This is a genomic window from Actinomadura sp. NPDC023710 (assembly GCF_040639875.1).
Lineage (GTDB): Bacteria > Actinomycetota > Actinomycetes > Streptosporangiales > Streptosporangiaceae > Spirillospora > Spirillospora citrea.
Window position 1 is genome coordinate 53719 of record NZ_JBFAGB010000042.1, and the last position, 20982, is coordinate 74700.

The following is a 20982-nucleotide window of genomic DNA, read 5'->3' on the forward strand; positions in this document are numbered from 1 at the left end:
ATGCCACAGGGAAAGCCCGAGTCCGTCCCCGACGACGGCCTCACCACCCGGCAGCGCCGCAACCGGCCGCTGCTGATCGTCCACACCGGTCCCGGCAAGGGGAAGTCGACGGCGGCGTTCGGGATGGCGCTGCGGGCCTGGAACCAGGGCTGGCCGGTCGGGGTGTTCCAGTTCGTGAAGTCGGCGAAGTGGCGCATCGGCGAGGAGCGGGCGCTGCGCGTGCTCGGGGAGAGCGGCGAGGGCGGCCCGGTCGCCTGGCACAAGATGGGCGAGGGCTGGTCGTGGATCCAGCGCCCCGGCACCGAGGAGGACCACGCGGCCGACGCCCGCGAGGGCTGGGCGCAGATCAAGCGGGACCTGGCCGCCGAGAGCCACCGTTTCTATGTGCTCGACGAGTTCACCTACCCGCTCAAGTGGGGCTGGCTCGACCTGGACGACGTGGTCGAGACCCTCACCGCGCGTCCCGGGTCCCAGCACGTCGTCGTCACCGGCCGGGACGCGCCCGACCGGCTGGTCGAGGCCGCCGACCTGGTGACGGAGATGGGCAAGGTCCGGCACCCGATGGACGCCGGGCAGAAGGGGCAGCGGGGCATCGAGTGGTGATCCCCCGGCTGGTCGTCGCGGCTCCGGCGTCCGGCAGCGGCAAGACGACCGTGGCGACCGGGCTGATCGCGGCGCTGCGGGCGCGCGGCCTCGCCGTGTCCCCGCACAAGGTCGGCCCCGACTACATCGACCCCGGCTACCACGCGCTCGCGGCGGGACGGCCCGGCCGCAACCTCGACCCGTGGCTGGCGGGCGAGGAACGGGTGGCGCCGCTGTTCCTGCACGGCGCCGCCGGGTGCGACGTGGCGGTGGTCGAGGGCGTGATGGGCCTGTTCGACGGGCGCGGGGACACGGGGTTCGCCTCCACGGCGCACGTCGCGCACCTGCTCGCGGCGCCGGTGGTACTGGTCGTGGACGCCGCGCGGCAGAGCCGGTCGGTGGCGGCGCTCGTGCACGGTTTCGCGACGTTCGAGCCGGGCGTGCGGATCGGCGGCGTCATCCTCAACCGGGTCGGTTCGGAGCGGCACGAGGAGCTGTGCCGCGGCGCGCTGGAGGCGACGGGCGTGCCGGTGCTCGGCGCGATCCGGCGGGACGACGCGGTCGTGACCCCGTCCCGCCACCTCGGGCTGATCCCGGCGGCCGAGCGGGGTGCGGAGGCCATGCGCGCCGTGGAGCGGCTCGGCGCGCTGGTGGAGAGCTCCTGCGACCTGGACGCCGTGCTCCGCCTGGCGGCCACCGCTCCGCCGCTGCCGGGGCCCGCGTGGGATCCGTCCGACCAGGTCGTGCCGGTCGAGGGCGGGCCGGTGGTCGCGGTCGCGGGCGGGGCGGCGTTCACCTTCTCCTATGCCGAGCACGTGGAGCTGCTGCGCGCGGCGGGCGCCGACGTGGCCGTCTTCGACCCGCTGCGGGACGAGGCCCTGCCGGACGGGGCGGCCGCGCTCGTCGTCGGCGGCGGCTTCCCGGAGGTGCACGCCGCCGAACTGGCCGCCAACGCGCCGATGCTCGCCGAGGTCGCGGCGTTCCCCGGACCGATCGCCGCCGAATGCGCCGGGCTCCTCTACCTGTGCGAGGAACTCGACGGGCGGGCGATGTGCGGACGGGTGCCGGGGCGCGCGCGGATGACGTCCCGGCTGACGCTCGGCTACCGGGAGGCGGTCGCGGTGGCGGAGTCCCCGCTGACCCGGCCGGGCGAGCGGTTCCGCGGCCACGAGTTCCACCGGACCGCGCTGGACACCGAGGCCGGGCCGCTGTTCCGGTGGCGGGACGGCCGCGACGGTTACGGCGACGCCCGGATCACCGCCTCCTACCTGCACCTGCACTGGGCGGGGTCCCCGGAGGCCGCTCAGCGGCTGGTGTCGTCCTCGAGGTCGCCCTCCGTCTTGAGGTAGACCTCCTGGAGGCCCCGGAGAACCTCGGGGTCGGGGTGCTCCCACATGCCGCGCTCGGCCGCCTCCAGCAGCCGCTCGGCGATGCCGTGCAGCGCCCACGGGTTCGACTCCGCCATGAAGGCGCGGTTCTCCTCGTCCAGGACGTAGGCGGCGGTGATCCGGTCGTACATCCAGTCGGCCATGACGCCGGTGGTGGCGTCGTAGCCGAACAGGTAGTCCACGGTCGCGGCCAGCTCGAACGCGCCCTTGTAGCCGTGCCGGCGCATGGCGGCCAGCCACTGCGGGTTCACGACGCGGGCCCGGAAGATCCGCGCGGTCTCCTCCGAGAGGGTGCGGGTGCGCACGGCGTCCGGGCGGGTGCTGTCGCCGACGTAGGCCTCCGGGGCCCGGCCGGTCAGCGCGCGGACGGTGGCGATCATTCCGCCGTGGTACTGGAAGTAGTCGTCGGAGTCGGCGATGTCGTGCTCGCGGGTGTCGACGTTCTTGGCGGCGACGGCGATCCGCCGGTAGGCGCTCTCCATGTCGGCGCGGGCGGGCACCCCGTCGAGGTCGCGGCCGTAGGCGTGGCCGCCCCACACCGCGTACACCTCGGCGAGGTCGGCGTCGTCACGCCAGTTGCGGCTGTCGATGAGCGGCAGCAGCCCGGCCCCGTAGGCGCCGGGCGCGGACCCGAACACGCGCAGGGTCGCGCGGCGCTCGTCGCCGTGCCGGTCCCGGTCGGACCGCACGTGGGCGCGGACGTGATTGTCGGCGTCGGGCTCGTCCAGCCCCGCGACGAGCCGGACGGCGTCGTCCAGCATGGCGACGACGTGCGGGAACGCGTCCCGGAAGAAGCCGCTGATGCGGACGGTCACGTCGATGCGCGGCCGGGCGAGCTCGGCGAGCGGCACCGGCTCCAGCGCCGTGACGCGGCGGGACGCCTCGTCCCAGGCCGGGCGGACGCCGAGCAGCGCGAGGACCTCGGCCACGTCGTCGCCCGCCGTGCGCATCGCGCTCGTCCCCCACACCGACAGCCCGACCGAGCGCGGCCACTCCCCGTGGTCGGCGCGGTAGCGCTCCAGGAGCGAGTCGGCCATCGCCTGCCCGGTCTCCCAGGCGAGGCGGCTCGGGACGGCGCGCGGGTCGACCGAGTAGAAGTTGCGACCGGTCGGCAGGACGTTGACGAGGCCGCGCAGCGGCGACCCGCTCGGGCCCGCGGGGACGTAGCCGCCGTCCAGGGCGTGCAGGACGTGGTCGAGCTCGTCGGACGTCCGGGCCAGGCGCGGGACGATCTCGGCGGCGGCGAACTCCAGGACGCGCGTCACGGCTTCGCGGTGCTCCGCCGGGACGTCCCGGGCGGTCTCCCGGGCCGCGTCCACGGCCCAGCCGGCGTCCTCCATGGCCTGGACGAGGGCGCGGGCCGCGGCCTCGGCGGCGTCCACGTCGGCGAGCGCCTCGCCGCCGGCCTCGCTGAGCCCGAGCGCCTCCCGCAGGCCGGGCAGCGTCTCGCGCCCCGACCACATCTGGCGTGCGCGGAGCATGGCCAGCACCAGGTCGACGCGGGTCGCGCCGGTGGGCGCCTGGCCGAGGACGTGCAGGCCGTCGCGGATCTGCGCGTCCTTCACCTCGCACAGCCAGCCGTCGACGTGCAGGAGGAAGTCGTCGAACTCGGTGTCGTGCGGGCGGTCGTCGAGGCCGAGGTCGTGGTCGAGCCTGGCGGCCTGGATGAGCGTCCAGATCTGCGCGCGGATCGCGGGCAGCTTCGCCGGGTCCATCGCGGCGATCGTCGCGTGCTCGTCGAGGAGCTGTTCGAGGCGGGCGATGTCGCCGTAGGTCTCGGCACGGGCCATCGGCGGGACCATGTGGTCCACGAGGACGGCGTGCGCGCGGCGCTTGGCCTGCGTCCCCTCGCCGGGGTCGTTGACAAGGAACGGGTAGATCAGCGGGACGTCGCCGAGCGCCGCGTCGGTGCCGCACGACGCCGACATGCCCGCCGCCTTGCCGGGCAGCCACTCAAGGTTGCCGTGCTTGCCGACGTGGACGATCGCGTGCGCGCCGAACTCGTCCGACAGCCACCGGTACGCCGCCAGGTAGTGGTGGCTCGGCGGCAGGTCGGGGTCGTGGTAGATCGCGATGGGGTTCTGCCCGAAGCCGCGCGGCGGCTGCACCATGACGACGAGGTTGCCCGCGCGGAGCGCGGCGAGGACGATGTCGCCGTCCTGGACGAACAACTCCCCCGGCGGCGGGCCCCAGTGCCGCTCCATCCCCTCGCGCAGATCGGCGGGCAGGGTTCGGTACCAGCGCTCGTAGGACGCGGCGGAGATACGGACGGGGTTGCCGGCGAGCTGCTCCTCGGTGAGCCAGTCCTCGTCCTGGCCGCCCGCCGCGATGAGGGCGTGGACGAGGGCGTCGCCGTCCTGCTCGTCGACGCCGGGAAAGCCCTCCCCCAGGTCGTACCCGGCGTCCCGGAGCCGGGCCAGCAGCCGGACGGTGCTCGCCGGGGTGTCGAGGCCGACGGCGTTCCCGACGCGGGCGTGCTTGGTCGGGTAGGCCGACAGCATCACGACGAGGCGGCGCCCGGCGGCCGGGGTGTGGCGGAGCCGGCCGTGCCGGACGGCGATCCCGGCGACCCGCGCGGCCCGTTCGGGGTCGGCGGCGTAGACGGTGAGCCCGTCCCGGCCGACCTCCTTGAACGAGAACGGGACGGTGATGATCCGCCCGTCGAACTCGGGGATCGCGACCTGCGACGCCGCGTCCAGCGGGGACAGCCCTTCGTCGCCGCCCTCCCAGTCGGACCGGCTCGTGGTGAGGCAGAGGCCCTGCAGGATCGGGACATCCAGCGCGGCGAGGGCGCCCACGTCCCACGCCTCGTCGTCGCCGCCCGCCCCGGCCGTCGCGGGCCGTGACCCGCCCGCCGCGAGCACGGTCACCACCAGCGCGTCCGCCTGGCGCAGGGTGTCCAGCAGCTCGGGCTCGGCGGTGCGCAGCGACGAGCAGAACACCGGCATGGCGCGCCCGCCCGCGTCCTCCACGGCCGCGCAGAGCGCCTCGACGAACGCGGTGTTGCCCGCCACGTGGTGGGCGCGGTAGTAGAGCACGCCGACCACGGGCCCGTCGCCGTCGCGGGCGGCCCGGTCGAGCCGTCCCCAGGTCGGCGTCGGGGCCGGCGGCGCGAAGCCGCGCCCGGTCAGCAGCACGGTGTCGGACAGGAACGCGTGCAGCTCGGCGAGGTTGGCGGGTCCGCCGTGCGCGAGGTAGGCGTGCGCCTCGGCGCACACCCCGCCGCTGACCGTGGACAGCTCCATCAGCTCGGCGTCGGGGGCCTGCTCGCCGCCGAGGACGACGACCGGCCGGGGGCCCGCGAGCAGCGCGTCGAGACCGTCCTCCCAGGCGCGCCGCCCGCCGAGCAGCCGCACCACGACGAGGTCGGCGCCCTCGGTCAGCTCGGGCAGGTCGGCGGCGGTGAGCCGCGCCGGGTTGCCGAGCCGGTAGGCGGCGCCGGAAGCGCGGGCGCTCAGCAGGTCGGTGTCGGACGTCGACAGCAACAGGACCGTGCGGCTGTGCTCGGGCACGGCGCATCCTCCCCCTGGGGTCCTCGCCCCGGTCGCGGGTGTCGCGACGGCAGGAGTCTCCTGGCTCCCGGATCGATGCTCGCCCCGGCCTTCCCGTCCCTGCGGACAGTGGCCTACAGCGGGGTTCGCTCCCCGGTCACAGTGGCGGGACCGCGCCGGATTCGCACCGGCTTCCTCCCATTGCCATCGTCTGAGCAGAAGAGTACGGCAGCGCGGTCGCCCTGCAAACTGTGGTTAACATCCTCCCCGTGCCGAATGTCAGAGCCCGTGCCGACGCGTGCCCCGGGGCACTGCGCACCCACGACGCCGCCGACGGGCCGCTGGCGCGCGTCCGCGTCCCTGGCGGCGCGGTGTCCGCCGCGCAGCTCGCGGTGCTCGGCGCCGCCGCCCGCACGCTGGGACGGGACGTGATCGAACTCACGTCCCGCGGCAACCTCCAGGTGCGCGGCGTCCGCGACACCGCGGCCCTCGCGGCCCGGCTGGAGGCCGCCGGGCTGCTGCCGTCGGCGACCCACGAGCGGGTGCGCAACATCGTCGCGTCCCCGCTCGGCGGGCGCGGTCCGCGCGGCGTCATCGCCACGGATCCGCTGGTCAGGGCGCTGGACGAGGGGCTCTGCGCGCGTCCGGGTCTGGCCCGGCTGCCGGGGCGGTTCCTGTTCGCGCTCGACGACGGCACCGGCGACATGGCCGCGCTGGACGCCGACGCGGCCCACACCGCCCGCGGCCTGCGGCTGGCCGGGACGTCCCTCGGACCCGTCCCGGGCGATCCCGTCGCGGCGCTGCTCGCGGCGGCGGAGGCGTTCCTGGAGATCCGGGGCGACGCCTGGAGGCTCGCGGAGGTGCCGGACGGCGCGCGGCTCGTCGCGGAGCGGCTGGGCGCGGCCGTGCGGGAGACGCCGCCGCGCCCCGACCCCGCTCCGCCGCACGCCGGGATCGTCGCGCAGCGGGACGGGCTCGCCGCGCTGGAGGTCGTGCCCCCGCTCGGCCGGCTGTCCGGCGCGCAGGCCGAGGCGCTCGCCGGAGTCGCGCGCGGGGTGCGGGTGACGCCGTGGCGCAGCGTGGTGCTGGTGGACCTGGACCGGGACGGGGCGCGCCGTGCGGCCGCGGCGCTTGCGGCGGCGGGCTTCGCGACCGATCCCGCGTCGCCGTGGGTGGGCGTGACGGCCTGCACCGGCAGCCCCGGGTGCGCCAAGTCGCGCGGCGACGTGCAGGACGAGGCGCGGCGCTTCGTGGACGGCCTGGCCCGCGCGCCGGAGACCCCCGTCCACTGGACGGGATGCGAGCGGCGCTGCGGGATGCCCCGCGGCCCGGTCGTGCTGAGGACGGCGGAGGGACGGCAGTGACCGATTACGTCCGGGACGGCGCCGAGATCTACCGGCGGTCGTTCGCGACGATCCGCGCGGAGGCCGACCTGTCGGGACTGCCGGACGACGTGGCGCGGGTCGCGGTCCGCATGATCCATGCCTGCGGCATGACCGACCTCGTCGAGGATCTCGCCTGGTCGCCGGGGGTGGTGGCGCGGGCGCGGGCGGCGCTGCTGGCCGGCGCGCCGGTGCTGTGCGACGCGCGGATGGTCGCGTCCGGCGTGACCCGCGCGCGGCTGCCCGCCGGCAACGAGGTCGTGTGCGCCCTGGGCGACCCGGGCGTGCCCGAGCTGGCCGAGCGGCTCGGCACCACGCGCAGCGCGGCGGCGCTGGAGCTGTGGCGCGACCGGCTCGGCGGCGCGGTCGTCGCGATCGGGAACGCGCCGACCGCGCTGTTCCGGCTGATGGAACTGGTGGAGGAGGGCGCGCCGCGCCCGGCGGCGGTCCTCGGGATCCCGGTCGGGTTCATCGGGGCGGCCGAGTCCAAGGAGGCGCTCGCCGCGAGCGGCCTGGACCATCTGGTGGTGCGCGGGCGGCGCGGCGGCAGCGCGATGACGGCGGCGGCGGTCAACGCCATCGCCAGTGAGGCGGAGTGATGGCGGGACGGCTGTTCGGCGTGGGCGTCGGGCCCGGCGACCCGGAGCTGGTCACGGTGAAGGCGGCGCGGCTGATCGGCGAGGCGGACGTGGTCGCCTTCCACTGCGCGCGGCACGGCCGCAGCATCGCCCGGGCGATCGCCGAACCGTACCTGCGGGACGGACGGATCGAGGAGCAGCTCGTCTACCCGGTGACGACGGAGACGACCGACCACCCCGGCGGGTACCAGGGGGCGCTGGAGGACTTCTACGCCGACTGCGCCGCCCGGCTCGCCGCGCACCTCGACGCGGGGCGGACGGTCGTGGTGCTGAGCGAGGGCGATCCCCTGTTCTACGGGTCGTACATGCACCTGCACAAGCGGCTCGCGCCGCACTACCCGGCCGAGGTGGTGCCGGGCGTGACGTCGCTGAGCGCCGCGTCGGCGGCGGCGGGGCGCCCGCTGGTGGAGCGGGAGGAGACGCTGACCGTCCTGCCGGGGACGCTGCCCGGCGAGGAGCTGGCCGCGCGCCTGCGCACCGCGGACGCGGCGGCGGTCCTCAAGCTCGGCCGGACGTTCCCCAAGGTCAGGCAGGCCTTCGAGGACGCGGGACGGCTCGGCGACGGCTGGTACGTCGAGCGGGCCGCCACCGACCGGCAGCGCGTCCTCCCGCTCGCCGACGTCGATCCGGCGGACGTGCCCTACATGTCGCTCGCGCTGCTGACGAGCCCGGCGGAGCGCTCGTTCGCGGCTTCTCCCCCGGTACGGCCGGAAGGGGCCGGCGGGGTGTGGGTCGTCGGGCTCGGGCCGGCGGGGCGGCCGTGGCTGACCCCGGAGGCGCAGGACGTCCTGGCGTCCGCGACCGACCTCGTCGGCTACGGCCCCTACCTGGAACGGGTGCCGCCGAACCCGAGGCAGCGGCGGCACGGGTCCGGCAACCGGGTGGAGGCCGACCGGGCCCGGCACGCGCTGGCGCTCGCGCGGGACGGGGCCCGCGTCGCCGTCGTCTCGTCCGGCGATCCCGGGGTGTTCGCGATGGCGACGGCCGTGCTGGAGGCCGCGGACGCGGACGCGTTCGCGGACGTGCCGGTGCAGGTCGTGCCGGGCCTGACGGCGGCGCAGGCCGTGGCCGCCCGGGCGGGCGCGCCCCTCGGGCACGACTTCTGCGTCCTGTCGCTGTCGGACATCCTCAAGCCGTGGGACGTGGTGCGGCGGCGGCTCGCGGCCGCCGCCGAGGCCGACCTGGTGCTGGCCCTCTACAACCCCTCGTCGAGCCGGCGCAGGCACCAGCTCCCGGCGGCGCGCGACCTGCTGCTCGAGCACCGCTCCCCCGAGACCCCGGTGGTGATCGGGCGGGACGTCGGCGGGCCGGAGGAGACCGTGACGGTGACGACGCTCGGCAAGCTGGACCCCGAGCGGGTCGACATGCGCTGCCTGCTCATCGTCGGGTCGTCCGCCACCCGGGTGACCGAGCGGGGCGTCGTCTACACCCCGCGCCGCTACCCCTGAGCCCAGGCCGCCGCGGCCGCCACGTCGTCCGTCGCCCGGACGCTCCCGGGGAGTGCCGGGCGGTCGACCATCACGACCGGCACCCCGGCCTCGCGGGCGGCGGTGAGCTTCGCGCGGGTCATCGCGCCGCCGCTGTCCTTGGTGACCAGGACGTCCAGGCGGTGCTCGCGGATCAGGGCGCGCTCGCCGTCCACGGTGTAGGGGCCGCGCGCCAGCAGGACGTGCACGTGGGACGGGACGGGCGGTTCCGGCGGGTCCACCGACCGGGCGAGGAACCACACACCGGTCCGCGCGGCGAACACCGGGATGCTGCGGCGGCCGGTGGTGAGGAACGCGCGGGCGCCGTCCGGCAGCGCGGCGGCGGCGGCCGGCAGGGACGGGACGCGCCGCCAGTCGTCGCCGTCCTCCTCGTCCCAGCCGGGGCGGCGCAGCGCGAGCAGCGGCACGCCCGTCAGCCGGGACGCGCGCGCGGCGGAGGCGCTCATCCGCTCCGCGAACGGGTGCGTCGCGTCGACGAGACGGTCGATCCGGTGCTCGCGCAGCCACGTGGCGAGCCCTTCGGCGCCGCCGAACCCGCCGATGTGGACCTCGCCGGCGGGCAGGCGCGGGTCGGACACCCTCCCGGCGAGCGAGGAGACGACGTGCACACCGGTCAGCCGGGCCGCGAGCGCGCGGGCCTCGGCCGTCCCGCCGAGGATCAGGACGCGCCGCACGCCCGGTCCCGCCCGGCGCTGTAGAGGTGGCTGTCGGGGAACGCCGACGCGGTGAGGACCCGCCCGACGACGATCACCGCGGTGCGCCGCACTCCGGCCTCGCGCACCAGGGCGGCGATGTCGGCGAGCGTGCCGCGCAGGACCAGCTCGTCCGGGCGGCTGGCGCGGGCCACGACGGCGACCGGGCAGTCCGCGCCGTAGCGGGGCAGCAGCTCGGCGGCGACCTCCTCGATGCGCTGGACGGCCAGGTGCAGCACCATCGTGGCGCCGCTCGCGCCGAGGGTGGCGAGGTCCTCGCCGTCCGGCATCGGGGTGGCGCGGACGGCCGTCCGGGTCAGGATCACGGTCTGGCCGACGCCGGGGACGGTCAGCTCCCGCCCGAGCGAGGCCGCCGCGGCCGCGAACGCCGGGACGCCGGGGACGACCTCGTACGGCACGCCCGCCGCGTCGAGGCGGCGCATCTGCTCGGCGACCGCGCTGAACACCGACGGGTCGCCCGAGTGCAGCCGCGCGACGTCCAGGCCGTCCCCGTGGGCGGCGGTCAGCTCGGCGACGATCCCGTCCAGCGTCATGTTCGCGGTGTCGACGAGCCGGGCGCCGGGCGGGCACGCCTCCAGCAGCTCGGCCGGCACCAGCGACCCCGCGTACAGGCAGACCGGCGCGGACTCCAGCACCCGCAGGCCGCGCACGGTGATGAGGTCCGCGGCGCCGGGGCCCGCGCCGACGAAGTACACCGTCACAGGATGTCCTTCCGCGTCGTCCAGACGGTGACGGGCATCGCGGGGCGCCAGCCCGTGAACCCGCCGAGCGGGGCGGCGCGCTCGACACCGAGGCGGACCAGTTCGCCGCCGTGGGTCCGGCGGAGCTCGGCGACCCTGGCCTCCGATTCGAGGGTGACGGCGTTGGCGACGAGGCGCCCGCCGGGCCGGAGCGCGTCCCAGCAGCGTTCCAGCAGGCCGGGGACGGTGAGCCCGCCGCCGACGAAGACCGCGTCGGGCGGCGGCAGGCCCTCCAGGGCGTCCGGCGCGCGGCCCGCCACGACGCGGACGCCCGGGACCCCGAGCGCCCCGGCGTTGCGGCCGATCCGCTCCGCCCGCTCCGGGCGGCTCTCGACGGCCACCGCCGCGCACGACGGGTGCGCCCGCGCCCACTCGATCGCGACGCTGCCGGACCCGGCGCCGACGTCCCACAGCAGCTCGCCGGGCAGCGGCCCGAGGCGCGACAGCGTCACCGCCCGGACCTCGCGCTTGGTGATCTGCCCGTCGTGCTCGAAGGCGTCGTCGGGCAGACCGGCGGCGCGCGGCAGCGGGGCGGCGTCCGGGCCGGGCACGCACTCGACGGCCACGACCGCGAGCGCCGAGGCCGCGGGGTCGGTCCAGTGGGACGCGACGCCGTGCGCCGCCGTCTCGGTCTCCGCCCCCAGGTCGCACAGGACGGTCATCCGGCTGGGGCCGAACCCGCGCCCGGTGAGCAGCGCCGCCACGACCGCCGGGGCCTGCCGCCCCGCGCCGAGGACCAGGACGCGGCGGCCGGGCGCGACGGCGGCGTTCAGCGTCTCCGCCGGACGCCCGACGAGGCTGACGACCTCGACCCGCTCCAGCGGCCAGCCGAGGCGCGCGCACGCCAGCGACGCCGACGACGGGTGCGGCAGCACCCGCAGCCGCCGCGGGCCGACCAACTCGGCGAGGGTGGAGCCGATCCCGTAGAACATGGGGTCGCCGCTCGCCAGGACGGCGATCGACCGCGCCTCGTACCGTTCGATCAGGCCGGGCAGCGCGGGGAGCAGCGGGGACGGCCAGGGCACGCGCTCGGCGGGGCCGTCCGGGACGAGGGCGAGGTGCCGGGCGCCCCCGAGCAGCACGCCGGCCGCCCGCAGCGCCGCGCGGGAGCCCTCCGCGAGGCCGTCCCACCCGTCGGCTCCGACGCCCACGACGGTGATGACACGCGCGTCCACTGGCCTCCTTGAGCGAAATGCGGCGCCAAGTCTACAGCTGGCACACTTGGCCAGGTGAAGCGGCTTTTGATCATCGGCATCGGCGCGGGCGACCCCGACCACCTGACGTTCCAGGCGGCCAAGGCGATCGCCGCCGCCGACGTCTTCCTCGTCGTGGACAAGGGCGAGGCCAAGAACGACCTGGCCGGGCTGCGGCACGACCTCATCGCGGCGCACGGCCGGCACCCGTACCGGATCGTGGAGGCCCGCGACCCCGAGCGCGACCGGGACGCCGCCGCCTACACCGCCGCCGTCGAGGACTGGCGGTCGCGGCGCGCGCGCATCTACGAGTCGTTCGTCACCGGCGAACTGGCCGACGGGCAGACCGGCGCGATCCTCGTCTGGGGGGACCCCGGCGTCTACGACAGCACCCTCGCGGCGCTGGAGGAGGTCGGCGCCGCGTTCGAGTGCGAGGTGATCCCCGGCATCAGCAGCGTCTCGGCGCTCACCGCGCGGCACCGTGTCGGGCTCACGCGGGTGGGACGCCCCGTCCACATCACCACCGGACGCCGCCTCGCCGCCGAGGGCGCCACCGCCGACGACGTGCTCGTCATGCTGGACGCGCACTGCGCGTTCGCCGAGGCGGGCGACGGCTACCACGTCTACTGGGGCGCCTACCTCGGCACGCCCGACGAGATCCTCGTCTCCGGCCCGGTCGCGGAGGTGGCCGAGGAGATCCGCGCCGTGCGCGCCGAGGCCCGCGCCCGCAAGGGTTGGATCATGGACACCTACCTCCTGCGGCGCGAGTCCCCGGCGCGGGGCTGACCGGCGTCAGGCCTTCGACCCGGCGCGCTCCTCCGCCGGGGCGGCCTGCTCGGCCGCGGTGACCGAGCGCCCGCGCCCGGGGATGGCCAGCGCGATGACCCCGGCGATCACGGCCACGCCGCAGCCGATCAGCAGGCCGGCGCGGAAGCCGTCCTCGGACGGCAGCACGTGCCCGCCGAGGTCGATGGTCAGCTGGGACAGCACGACCCCGACCACGGCCGCCGACACCGACGTGCCGACCGAGCGCATCAGCGTGTTGAAGCTGTTGGCCGAGGCGGTCTCCGACCGCGGCACCGCGCCCATGATGAGCGCGGGCATCGCGCCGTAGGCGAGGCCGACGCCCATGCCGCAGATCGCCGTGACGATCATCAGGCCCCACGCGGCGCCGATGAGCAGGGTGGACGACCCGTACCCGAGCGCGATCACCAGGCTCCCGGCGACCAGGGTGACCTTGGGCCCGCGGGCGGCCGACAGCCGGGCGCCGAGCGGGGACACCGCCATCATCAGCAGGCCGGACGGCACCATCCACAGGCCGGCGGCGACCATCGACTGGCCGAGCCCGTACCCGGTCGCCTTCGGCAGCTGCAGCAGCTGCGGCACGATCAGCGACTGGGCGTACATCGAGAACCCGATCACGACCGAGGCGGCGTTGGTGAGCAGCACCTGGCTGCGCGCGGTGACGCGCAGGTCGACCAGCGGGTCGCGGGTCCGCAGCTCCCACCAGCCCCACGCCAGCAGGACGACGACCGTGGCGGCGAACAGCCCGATGGTCGTGCCGCTCGCCCAGCCCCAGTCGGCGCCCTTGGAGACGCCGAGCAGCAGGCACACGAGGCCGGTGCCGAGGCCGACCGCCCCCACGGCGTCGAAGCGGCCCCGGGTCTGGACGGGCGTGGCCGGCACCAGCAGGTAGATCAGCGTGGCGACGAGCGCGCTCAGCGCGGCCGACCCCCAGAACAGCACCCGCCAGCTCGTGTTCTCCGCGATGACGGCCGCGAGCGGCAGCCCGAACGCCCCGCCGATGCCCATGGACGAGCTCAGCAGCGCGATCGAGGACCCCAGCCGCTCGGGCGGCAGCAGGTCGCGCAGCGCGCTGATGCCGAGCGGGATCATGCCCATGCCGACGCCCTGCATGCCCCGGCCGACGACCATCGGGATCAGCGAGCCGGACAGCGCGCAGACCACCGACCCGGTGATGAGCGGCACCATGCAGACCAGCAGCATCCGGCGCTTGCCGTACAGGTCGCCGAGCCGCCCGATCATGGGCATGGCGACCGCGGAGGCCAGCAGCGTCGCGGTGACCACCCAGGTCGCGTTGGACGCCGTGGTGTTCAGCAGCCGCGGCAGCTCGGCGATCAGCGGCACCACGAGGGTCTGCATGAACGCGGCGACGATGCCGCCCACGGCGAGAACGCCGACGATCCCGCCGGGTCGGACGGCGGGCGCGGACTCGTCCACGTGACATCCCTTCTGTGGGGTCGATTAACTTGTGCACCATACATACGTTATGGTCGATGCACAACTTGTGTACGGCGCACATCGCTGTGGTAGGCATGGGGTGCGAGCATCGAGGCAGGAGCGACCCGGGCGGCCCGCGTCCGGGAGAAGGACCGGCATGCACAAGCCCACGGATCTGATCGAGTACGAGACCATGCTGCTCGGGCGGCACAGCCTGGCCACCCGCCGATCCCGGCGCGAGGGCGGCCTGCTGGAGCGCAGCGCCTACATCCTGCTCAGCCGCATCCGCATCGAGGGCCCCATGTCGATCCGGCAGCTCAGCGAGGCGTTCGACCTGGACCCCTCGACCCTGAACCGGCAGACGTCGGCCATGCTGCGCGACGGCCTCGTCGAGCGCATCCCCGACCCGGCCGGCGGCATCGCCCGCAAGTTCCGCATCACCGCCGAGGGCGAGCGCCGCCTCGACAGCGAGCGCGGCCAGATCACCGCCGGCATCGACAAGATCATGTCGGACTGGACGGCGGAGGAGGTCGAGGCCTTCGCCTCCTTCCTCCAGCGCTTCAACACCGACATCGAGCGCCTCGCCGGAAGCCCCTGGCCCCGTCCCTGACCGGGCGCGCCCTCGCGGCGGTCGCCGCCTCGGACATCACGGCGGTCGCCGCCCCGTGATCCAGGAGATCCGACGCTGCGCGTGTCCGGAGACCGTCCGCCCGGTTAACGATCAGTGAAGTTATCGCTCTCGTCGCGGGACCCGGCCGCGGCGCGGCAGTAGGCTCGGCGCGAACCTGGCGCAGGTCGGAGAGGAACCGGGCCCTTGAGCGTGATCAATGTCGGGCAGGCGATCGTCCTCGGGATCGTGGAGGGCCTGACCGAGTTCCTCCCGGTCTCCTCGACCGGGCATCTGAAGATCACCGAGGGCCTGATGGACATCCCGGTGGACGACAAGGGCGTGGTCGGGTTCACCGCGGTGATCCAGGTCGGCGCGATCGCGGCGGTGCTGGTGTACTTCTTCTCCGACATCGTCCGGATCGTCAAGGCGTGGGGCGTCGGGATCGCCCGGCCGTCCGAGCGCTACCACCACGACTACAAGTTCGGCTGGTGGGTCATCTTCGCCACCGTCCCGGTCGTGATCGTCGGGGTCGCGGCCAAGGACCTCATCGAGGGCCCGCTCGCCTCACTGTGGGTGGTCGCCGGGTCCCTGATCGGCGGCAGCGCCGTGATGTTCGCCGCGGACCGGCTCGGCACCCACAAGCGCGGCGAGGACGACACGTCCCTCACCGACGCGATGCTGATCGGCTCCTCGCAGATCCTCGCCCTGCTGTTCCCCGGCTTCTCCCGGTCGGGCGCGACGATGTCGACCGGGCTCATGCTCGGCCTCGACCGGGTCGCCGCGACCCGCCTGTCGTTCTTCCTCGGCATCCCCGCGCTGACCGGCGCCGGCATCTACGAGCTGCCGAGCGCGCTCGGCTCGGGCGCCGGCGTGCTGCCCCTCGCGGTGGGCACCACGGTGTCGTTCATCGTGGCCTACGCCTCCATCGCCTGGCTGCTGCGCTTCGTGGCCCGGCACAGCTTCACCTCGTTCGTGGTCTACCGGATCGTCATCGGCCTGCTGCTGTTCGGCCTGCTCGGCACGGGGACGTTGAACGCCTGAGCCTCGTGGGGTATGCGTGAGACTGTCACGGTCCGCGCGCCGGCGGGAGCACGGCGTGCGCGCGCACCCCGCCGAGGAACGGAGCACCGACGTCATGAACGACGCGATGTGGGCCGGAACGGTCTCCATCACCGGGTACGGCAAGGACGAGCTGGAGGCGTACCTGGCGCGGCCGCTGGGCGACGCCCCGCGCGGCGGCGTCGTGGTGATCCACCACATGCCCGGCTACGACCCGGGCACCAAGGAGTTCGTCCGGACGTTCGCCGCGCACGGGTTCGCCGCGATCGCCCCGAACCTGTATTCGCGCGAGGGCGCGGGCGTCAGCCCGGACGACCAGGCGGCCGCCGCCCGCGCCAGGGGCGGCGTCCCGGACGAGCAGCTCGTCGGCGACGTCGCCGGCGCCGCCGCCCATCTGAACTCGCTCGACCACGCCGACGGCCGGATCGGGGTGATCGGGCACTGCTCGGGCGGGCGGCACGCGTTCCTGGCCGCGTGCGAACTGGACCTCGACGCGGCCGTCGACTGCTACGGCGCCTTCGTCGTCAACGACCCGCCCGAGGACTACCCGACCTCCGCCCGGTCGATCGTCTCGAAGGCGCCGGACCTGTCGTGCCCGCTGCTCGGCCTGTTCGGGGAGGAGGACCGGTTCCCCGCGCCCGACGAGGTCGCCGCGCTCGACGCCGAGCTGACCAGGCTCGGCAAGGAGCACGAGTTCCACACCTATCCCGGCGCGGGGCACGCGTTCTTCGCCGTCGAGAGGCCCGCGTTCCGTCCCGCCGCCGCCAAGGACGGCTGGCAGAAGATCTTCGCCTTCCTCGACCGCCACCTCGGCGCCTGAGAGGAGATCCCCATGTGCACCTACCAGACGGTGAAGATGGAGCTGGACGGCGCGGCCAAGGGCGCGAACGGCTGGTTCACCCTGACCGGCGGCGCGGTCTACGTCGACCACCCGTACCACGCCTGCCACGAGCACACCGTGAACATCGACTTCACCAACGCCGGAGAGGGGCCGTCCGCGCGCGTCGCGGTCGAGCTGACCGAGGAGTCGGCGCTGGCGCTGGTCGAGGCCATCCAGGCGGCCCTCGCCGCCGCCCCGCCCGGCCTCGCCTCGGCCGCCGGCGCCGGCCGGCGCGCGGGCGCGACCTGACGCGGCCCGGCCGGCCCCGGACCCGCCGGCCGGGGCCGCCCGGACGCCGCTGAACCGGTGTGCCGAGGGGCGCGTACCCCCATGCGTGCCAGCGGACCAGATCGATCCGAGCGTGCTGCGCCAGAGCGCGCACAGCCCGTCCTTCTTCGCCCTCCAGCGGGCCTCGTCCGGACGCCGGGACCTGGTCGACTTCTGCATCCCGTGCAACCCGTACTTCCCCACGCCGGGAATGTTCTCCCAGCTCGCGGGCTCGCTGGAGCAGATCCTCAAGTACTACCCGAGCGACGCCGACACGATCACCGCCGAGCTCTGCGCGACGCTCGGGCACCACCCGCAGACGGTCGTCATGGGAAACGGGTCCACGGAGCTGATCACCTGGATCGACCACCTGCTCGTGCGCGAGAGCCTCGCCACGCCGATCCCGACGTTCGGCCGATGGACGGACCAGCCGTTGGAGACGGGCAAGCGGGTCGACATGTTCCAGCTCCACGAACTGCTCGGCTTCGAGTTCGACGTGGACGCCTTCGTGCGGTTCGTGCGGGCGCGGGGCTCTCGGACCGCGGTCGTGTGCAACCCCAACAACCCCGACGGCGGGTACGTCCCGCGCCGCGAGATCGTCCGCCTGCTGGACTGCCTCATCGACCTGGACCTGGTCGTGGTGGACGAGTCGTTCCTGGACTTCGTCGACGCCGAGGCGCACACCAGCGTCGCCGACGAGGCCCGCATCCGGCCGAACGTGATCGTACTGAAGAGCCTCGGCAAGAACTTCGGGCTACACGGCGTCCGGTTCGGCTACCTGGTGGCGAATCCGGCGCTGGCGCGGACCGTCCGGGCGGCGCTGCCGAAATGGAACCTCAACTCCTTCGCCGAGTTCGTGGTGTTCCTGCTGCGCGAGCACGGCTCGGAGTACCGGGAGAGCCTGCGGCTGCTGGCCCGCGACCGGCTGCTGATGTCGCAGCAGCTGGCGTCGCTTCCGGGCCTCAAGGTCTTCCCGTCCCAGGGCAACTTCCTCATGGTCAAACTGCCGGACGGCAAGGACGGCGTCGGGCTGCGCGACCACCTGATCGCGCACCACGGGGTGTTCGTCCGCGAGTGCGGCAACAAGCTCGGCTCCACGAGCCAGTTCCTGCGGCTGGTCGTCCGGCCGCAGGCGGACGTGCAGCGGCTGCTGATCGGGCTCGGCTCCTACCTGTACGGCACCGCGCCGGAGGCCCCGCCCGACAACGTGGTGTCGCCCGGCCACGGGTGGGGCGAGGGCGATCCCCAGCACACCGAGACCCGCCCTGAGGATTTCCGCGCGGCCATTTAGGGAAAGGCCGAAACAGGCGGGACGCGTCCGTTTCCAGGTGAATTGGCGGTATGGCGCCACGACCCCTTACGTTGGCATCGTCGCTCATCGCATGCATGTCGTTACGGACATGTTCCATCCCCGCTTGGAGAGGACCTCAATGGAGATCCCGCTCGTCATCGACCCGGCCGGCAGCGACGTCCAGGGAGAGGCCGCGAAACTGCGGGCGCGGGGGCCGGTGACCCTCGTGGAACTGCCCGGCGGCGTCGTCGCCTGGGCGGTGACCGGCCAGGAGCAGCTCAAACGACTGCTGGCCGATCCGCGGGTGTCCAAGGACCCGAACCGGCACTGGACGAAATGGATCGACGGTGAGATCGCGGAGGACTGGCCGCTGAGCCTGTGGGTCTCGGTGCGGAACATGTTCACCGCCTACGGCGACGACCACCGGCGGCTCCGCACCATCATCTCGCGGGCCTTCACCCCGCGCCGCACCGAGGCGCTGCGGCCGGACGTCGAGGAGATCACCGGGTCCCTCCTGGAGGATCTGGCCGCCTCCCCCGGCGGCCGCGCCGACCTGCGCGAGGCGTTCGCCTACCCGCTGCCCATCGAGGTGATCTGCCGGCTGTTCGGCGTCCCCGTCGCGGCCCGGCCGGCGCTGCGCCGCTGTGTGGACGGCGTCTTCAACACGGCGCTGACGTCCGAGGAGGCCTTCGCCAACCAGACCGAGATGTACGGCATCCTGCAGGACTTCGTGGCGTTCCGGCGCCGCGAGCCCGCCGACGACCTGGCCGGCGTGCTCATCTCCTCCCGCGACGAGGACGGCTCGCGGCTGAGCGAGCAGGAGCTGGTCGACACGCTGATCCTGATGATCTCCGCCGGGCACGAGACGACGGTGAACCTGCTCGACCAGGCGATCACGGCGCTGCTGACGCACCCGGACCAGTACGCGCTCGTCCGGTCCGGCGAGGTGCCGTGGACGGAGGTCATCGAGGAGGCGCTGCGCTGGCAGGCGCCGGTCGCGAACCTGCCGCTGCGCTACGCCGTGGAGGACATCGACGTCGACGGCGTGACGATCGGCAAGGGCGAGGCGATCCTCGCCGCCTACGCCGCCGCGGGCCGCGACCTCGCCCTGCACGGCGACGACGCCGACCTGTTCGACGTCAGGCGGGCGAACAAGGAGCACATCTCGTTCGGCCACGGCGTGCACTTCTGCGTCGGCTCCCACCTGGCGCGGCTGGAGGCCGAGATCGCGCTGCCGGCGCTCTTCGGCCGCTTCCCCGACATGGCGCTCGCCGTCGACCCGGCCGAGATGAGGCCGGTCGAGTCGTTCATCTCCAACGGCCACCGGACCCTGCCCGTCGTGCTCGGCTCCTGAGCGCCTCCCGCTGGCTGTAGCTAGCCCTCGCGGCGCGCCCGGGCCCGGCGCTTGCCCTCGTGCATCGCCTGGACCCGGGCGATCGGGATCGTGTGGCCCTGCTCGACGAGGTCGGCGGGGACCGCCTGCGGCTCGGGCATGAGGTCCGTCCAGACGTCGCGTCCGGCGAGCAGGGCGGCGGCCGTGCGGAGCGTGAAGTCCGAGGGCGTCACGCGGTCGAGGTCGCCCCAGGCCACCGGGAACGAGACCGGCGCGCCCGGACGGATCCGCGGGCTGTAGGCGGCGATGACCGTCGCGCCGCCCGCGCGGGTCGAGTCGAGGAACACCTTGCCGCCGCGGTCCTCGCGGATGAAGGCCGTCGTGACCAGATCAGGGTCGAGCCGCTCGGCGCGGACGGCCAGGGCGCGGGTCGCGGCGGCCACGTCCTCGATGCGCGTGGCGCCGTCAAGGGGCACGAACACGTGGACGCCCTTGGCACCGCTGGTCTTGACGGCGCCTCGCAGGCCCGAGTCGTCCATCGCGCGGCGCACGAGGTGGGCGGCGGCGACCGCGTCGCCGAACGCGTCCGAGCCGGGCGGGTCGATGTCGATGACCAGGTGGGTGGGTTTGTCCCACGTCTCGGCGCGTACGAGCGGCGGGTGGTACTCGACGGCGCGCTGGTTCGCGAACCACAGCAGCGTGCGGCGGTCGTCGCACAGCGCGTAGGACACCTCCCGCTGCGAGGTCTCCGCCCACACCGCCACCGTCCGCACCCAGGACGGGGTGTACTTCGGCGTGTTCTTCTGCATGAACGGCTTCTGGCCGCGCAGCACGCGCTTGACCGACAGGGGCCGGCCTTCGAGTTGCGGGACCAGGCATCCGGCGACGGCGTCCAGGTAGTCGACCAGGTCGCGTTTCGTCGCGTCCGCCCCCTCGAACAGGGGCTGGTCGAGGTTCGTCAGCCGAACCCCGTCACGCTCTTCATCGGCGCTCACCCCACCAGCTTCGCACGCGGCGCCGACATCGCCGTGGGGTAGCGTCGCGTCCATGTACGTACCGGCGCATTTCTCGGCGGACGACGCCGAGGTCAGGGAGCTGCTGGCCGGATGCGGGGCGGCCGACCTCGTCACCGTCACCCCGCGGGGTCTGATCGCGACGTACCTGCCCGTCCTGTACGACCCGTCGGTGGGCGAGCACGGGGCGATGCTGGCGCATGTGGCGCGCAACAACGACCAGTGGCGCGAGCCCGCCGACGGGGAAGCACTGCTGATCGTCCACGGGCCGGACGCGTACGTGTCGCCGTCCTGGTACGCGTCCAAGGCCGAGCACGGGCGCGTGGTGCCGACGTGGAACTACCTCACCGCCCACGTCTACGGCCGCCTCGTCGTGCACGACGACCCGGCGTGGGTGGAGTCAATGGTCCGCCGCCTGACCGACCGCCACGAGCGGGGCCGCGCCCCGTCCTGGGCGGTCGACGACGCCCCGCCCGCGTTCGTCGCCGGTCAGCTGCGCGCGATCGTGGGCCTGGAGCTGCGCGTCACCCGGGTCGAGGCCAAGGCGAAGATGAGCCAGAACCGCCCCGAGGCCGACGTCGCGGGCGTCATCGCGGGCTACCGGGCCCAGGGCGACACCACCATGGCGAACGCGGTGCAAGCGGCGGCGCGGACGGAACGCGAGGGGTAGCGCG

At 74.6% G+C, this 20982-nt stretch carries 19 protein-coding genes and 1 riboswitch; of the genes, 13 read left to right on the forward strand and 6 right to left on the reverse strand.

What is annotated here, in order from left to right:
• Positions 1-603, forward strand: a complete 603-nt coding sequence (gene cobO, locus AB0H37_RS36185) for a cob(I)yrinic acid a,c-diamide adenosyltransferase (RefSeq protein ID WP_329088950.1) — start codon at positions 1-3, stop codon at positions 601-603.
• Positions 600-1931: a cobyrinate a,c-diamide synthase gene (locus AB0H37_RS36190; RefSeq protein ID WP_360617192.1), complete on the forward strand. Its 1332-nt coding sequence runs from the start codon at positions 600-602 to the stop codon at positions 1929-1931. Before cobO ends, AB0H37_RS36190 begins: the two co-directional genes overlap by 4 nt.
• Here AB0H37_RS36190 and cobN read toward each other — a convergent pair.
• Entirely contained in the window at positions 1886-5482 is a 3597-nt protein-coding gene (cobN, locus tag AB0H37_RS36195) for a cobaltochelatase subunit CobN (protein ID WP_360617173.1), read from the reverse strand. The two genes, AB0H37_RS36190 and cobN, sit on opposite strands and share 46 nt — an antisense overlap.
• A 53-nt stretch (positions 5483-5535) precedes the next feature.
• A riboswitch (cobalamin riboswitch) is annotated at positions 5536-5659 on the reverse strand.
• Between the two features lie 71 nt (positions 5660-5730).
• Here cobN and AB0H37_RS36200 point away from each other — a divergent pair.
• Genes AB0H37_RS36200 through AB0H37_RS36210 form a run of 3 tightly spaced genes read left to right on the forward strand, consistent with a single transcriptional unit; the run spans position 5731 to position 8929 of the window.
• The gene (locus AB0H37_RS36200; RefSeq protein ID WP_360617175.1) at positions 5731-6825 is read left to right on the forward strand and encodes a precorrin-3B synthase; all 1095 of its coding nucleotides are present in this window, start codon (positions 5731-5733) and stop codon (positions 6823-6825) included.
• Complete coding sequence (locus tag AB0H37_RS36205) at positions 6822-7442, forward strand: precorrin-8X methylmutase (protein ID WP_229810396.1); 621 nt, start codon at positions 6822-6824, stop codon at positions 7440-7442. Before AB0H37_RS36200 ends, AB0H37_RS36205 begins: the two co-directional genes overlap by 4 nt.
• Positions 7442-8929: a precorrin-2 C(20)-methyltransferase gene (locus AB0H37_RS36210; RefSeq protein WP_360617177.1), complete on the forward strand. Its 1488-nt coding sequence runs from the start codon at positions 7442-7444 to the stop codon at positions 8927-8929. The genes AB0H37_RS36205 and AB0H37_RS36210 overlap by 1 nt, the downstream gene beginning before the upstream one ends.
• Here the strand turns inward: AB0H37_RS36210 and AB0H37_RS36215 are convergent.
• From AB0H37_RS36215 to cbiE, 3 genes are read right to left on the reverse strand one after another with little or no spacing between them, the layout of a single operon-like run.
• Entirely contained in the window at positions 8920-9642 is a 723-nt protein-coding gene (locus AB0H37_RS36215) for a cobalt-precorrin-6A reductase (protein WP_329088940.1), read from the reverse strand. The two genes, AB0H37_RS36210 and AB0H37_RS36215, sit on opposite strands and share 10 nt — an antisense overlap.
• Complete coding sequence (gene cobM, locus AB0H37_RS36220; protein ID WP_360617178.1) at positions 9627-10382, reverse strand: precorrin-4 C(11)-methyltransferase; 756 nt, start codon at positions 10380-10382, stop codon at positions 9627-9629. Before cobM ends, AB0H37_RS36215 begins: the two co-directional genes overlap by 16 nt.
• Positions 10379-11596: a precorrin-6y C5,15-methyltransferase (decarboxylating) subunit CbiE gene (cbiE, locus tag AB0H37_RS36225; protein WP_360617179.1), complete on the reverse strand. Its 1218-nt coding sequence runs from the start codon at positions 11594-11596 to the stop codon at positions 10379-10381. Before cbiE ends, cobM begins: the two co-directional genes overlap by 4 nt.
• 54 nt (positions 11597-11650) lie before the next feature.
• Between cbiE and cobF the strand changes: the two genes are divergently transcribed.
• Positions 11651-12400 carry a precorrin-6A synthase (deacetylating) gene (cobF, locus tag AB0H37_RS36230; RefSeq protein WP_179835863.1) on the forward strand — a complete coding sequence of 250 codons (750 nt, stop codon included), beginning with the start codon at positions 11651-11653 and terminating at the stop codon, positions 12398-12400.
• Between the two features lie 6 nt (positions 12401-12406).
• Here cobF and AB0H37_RS36235 read toward each other — a convergent pair whose 3' ends face one another.
• Positions 12407-13855: an MFS transporter gene (locus tag AB0H37_RS36235; protein ID WP_360617181.1), complete on the reverse strand. Its 1449-nt coding sequence runs from the start codon at positions 13853-13855 to the stop codon at positions 12407-12409.
• Positions 13856-14012: 157 nt separating this feature from the next.
• Here AB0H37_RS36235 and AB0H37_RS36240 point away from each other — a divergent pair, with 157 nt between their 5' ends.
• The 6 genes from AB0H37_RS36240 to AB0H37_RS36265 all read left to right on the forward strand — a co-directional run bounded on the left by AB0H37_RS36240 (position 14013) and on the right by AB0H37_RS36265 (position 19316).
• Entirely contained in the window at positions 14013-14465 is a 453-nt protein-coding gene (locus AB0H37_RS36240) for a MarR family transcriptional regulator (RefSeq protein WP_179835865.1), read from the forward strand.
• 210 nt (positions 14466-14675) lie between these two features.
• On the forward strand, positions 14676-15506 hold the full coding sequence (locus AB0H37_RS36245; RefSeq protein ID WP_360617194.1) for an undecaprenyl-diphosphate phosphatase: 831 nt from the start codon (positions 14676-14678) through the stop codon (positions 15504-15506).
• Positions 15507-15522: 16 nt separating this feature from the next.
• Positions 15523-16344, forward strand: coding sequence for a dienelactone hydrolase family protein (locus AB0H37_RS36250; RefSeq protein WP_360617182.1), 822 nt, complete (start codon positions 15523-15525; stop codon positions 16342-16344).
• Between the two features lie 12 nt (positions 16345-16356).
• Positions 16357-16653, forward strand: coding sequence for a DUF6295 family protein (locus AB0H37_RS36255; RefSeq protein ID WP_179835867.1), 297 nt, complete (start codon positions 16357-16359; stop codon positions 16651-16653).
• Between the two features lie 85 nt (positions 16654-16738).
• Entirely contained in the window at positions 16739-17962 is a 1224-nt protein-coding gene (locus tag AB0H37_RS36260; RefSeq protein WP_329088929.1) for a histidinol-phosphate transaminase, read from the forward strand.
• 124 nt (positions 17963-18086) lie between these two features.
• Positions 18087-19316 (forward strand): cytochrome P450, encoded by a 1230-nt coding sequence (locus tag AB0H37_RS36265; RefSeq protein ID WP_360617184.1) that lies wholly within the window; start codon positions 18087-18089, stop codon positions 19314-19316.
• Between the two features lie 20 nt (positions 19317-19336).
• On the opposite strand, the gene ligD is transcribed toward AB0H37_RS36265, so the two are convergent.
• Positions 19337-20290, reverse strand: a complete 954-nt coding sequence (ligD, locus tag AB0H37_RS36270; protein ID WP_329088925.1) for a non-homologous end-joining DNA ligase — start codon at positions 20288-20290, stop codon at positions 19337-19339.
• Positions 20291-20342: 52 nt separating this feature from the next.
• Here ligD and AB0H37_RS36275 point away from each other — a divergent pair, with 52 nt between their 5' ends.
• On the forward strand, positions 20343-20978 hold the full coding sequence (locus AB0H37_RS36275; protein ID WP_360617186.1) for an FMN-binding negative transcriptional regulator: 636 nt from the start codon (positions 20343-20345) through the stop codon (positions 20976-20978).
• Positions 20979-20982: the final 4 nt, after the last annotated feature.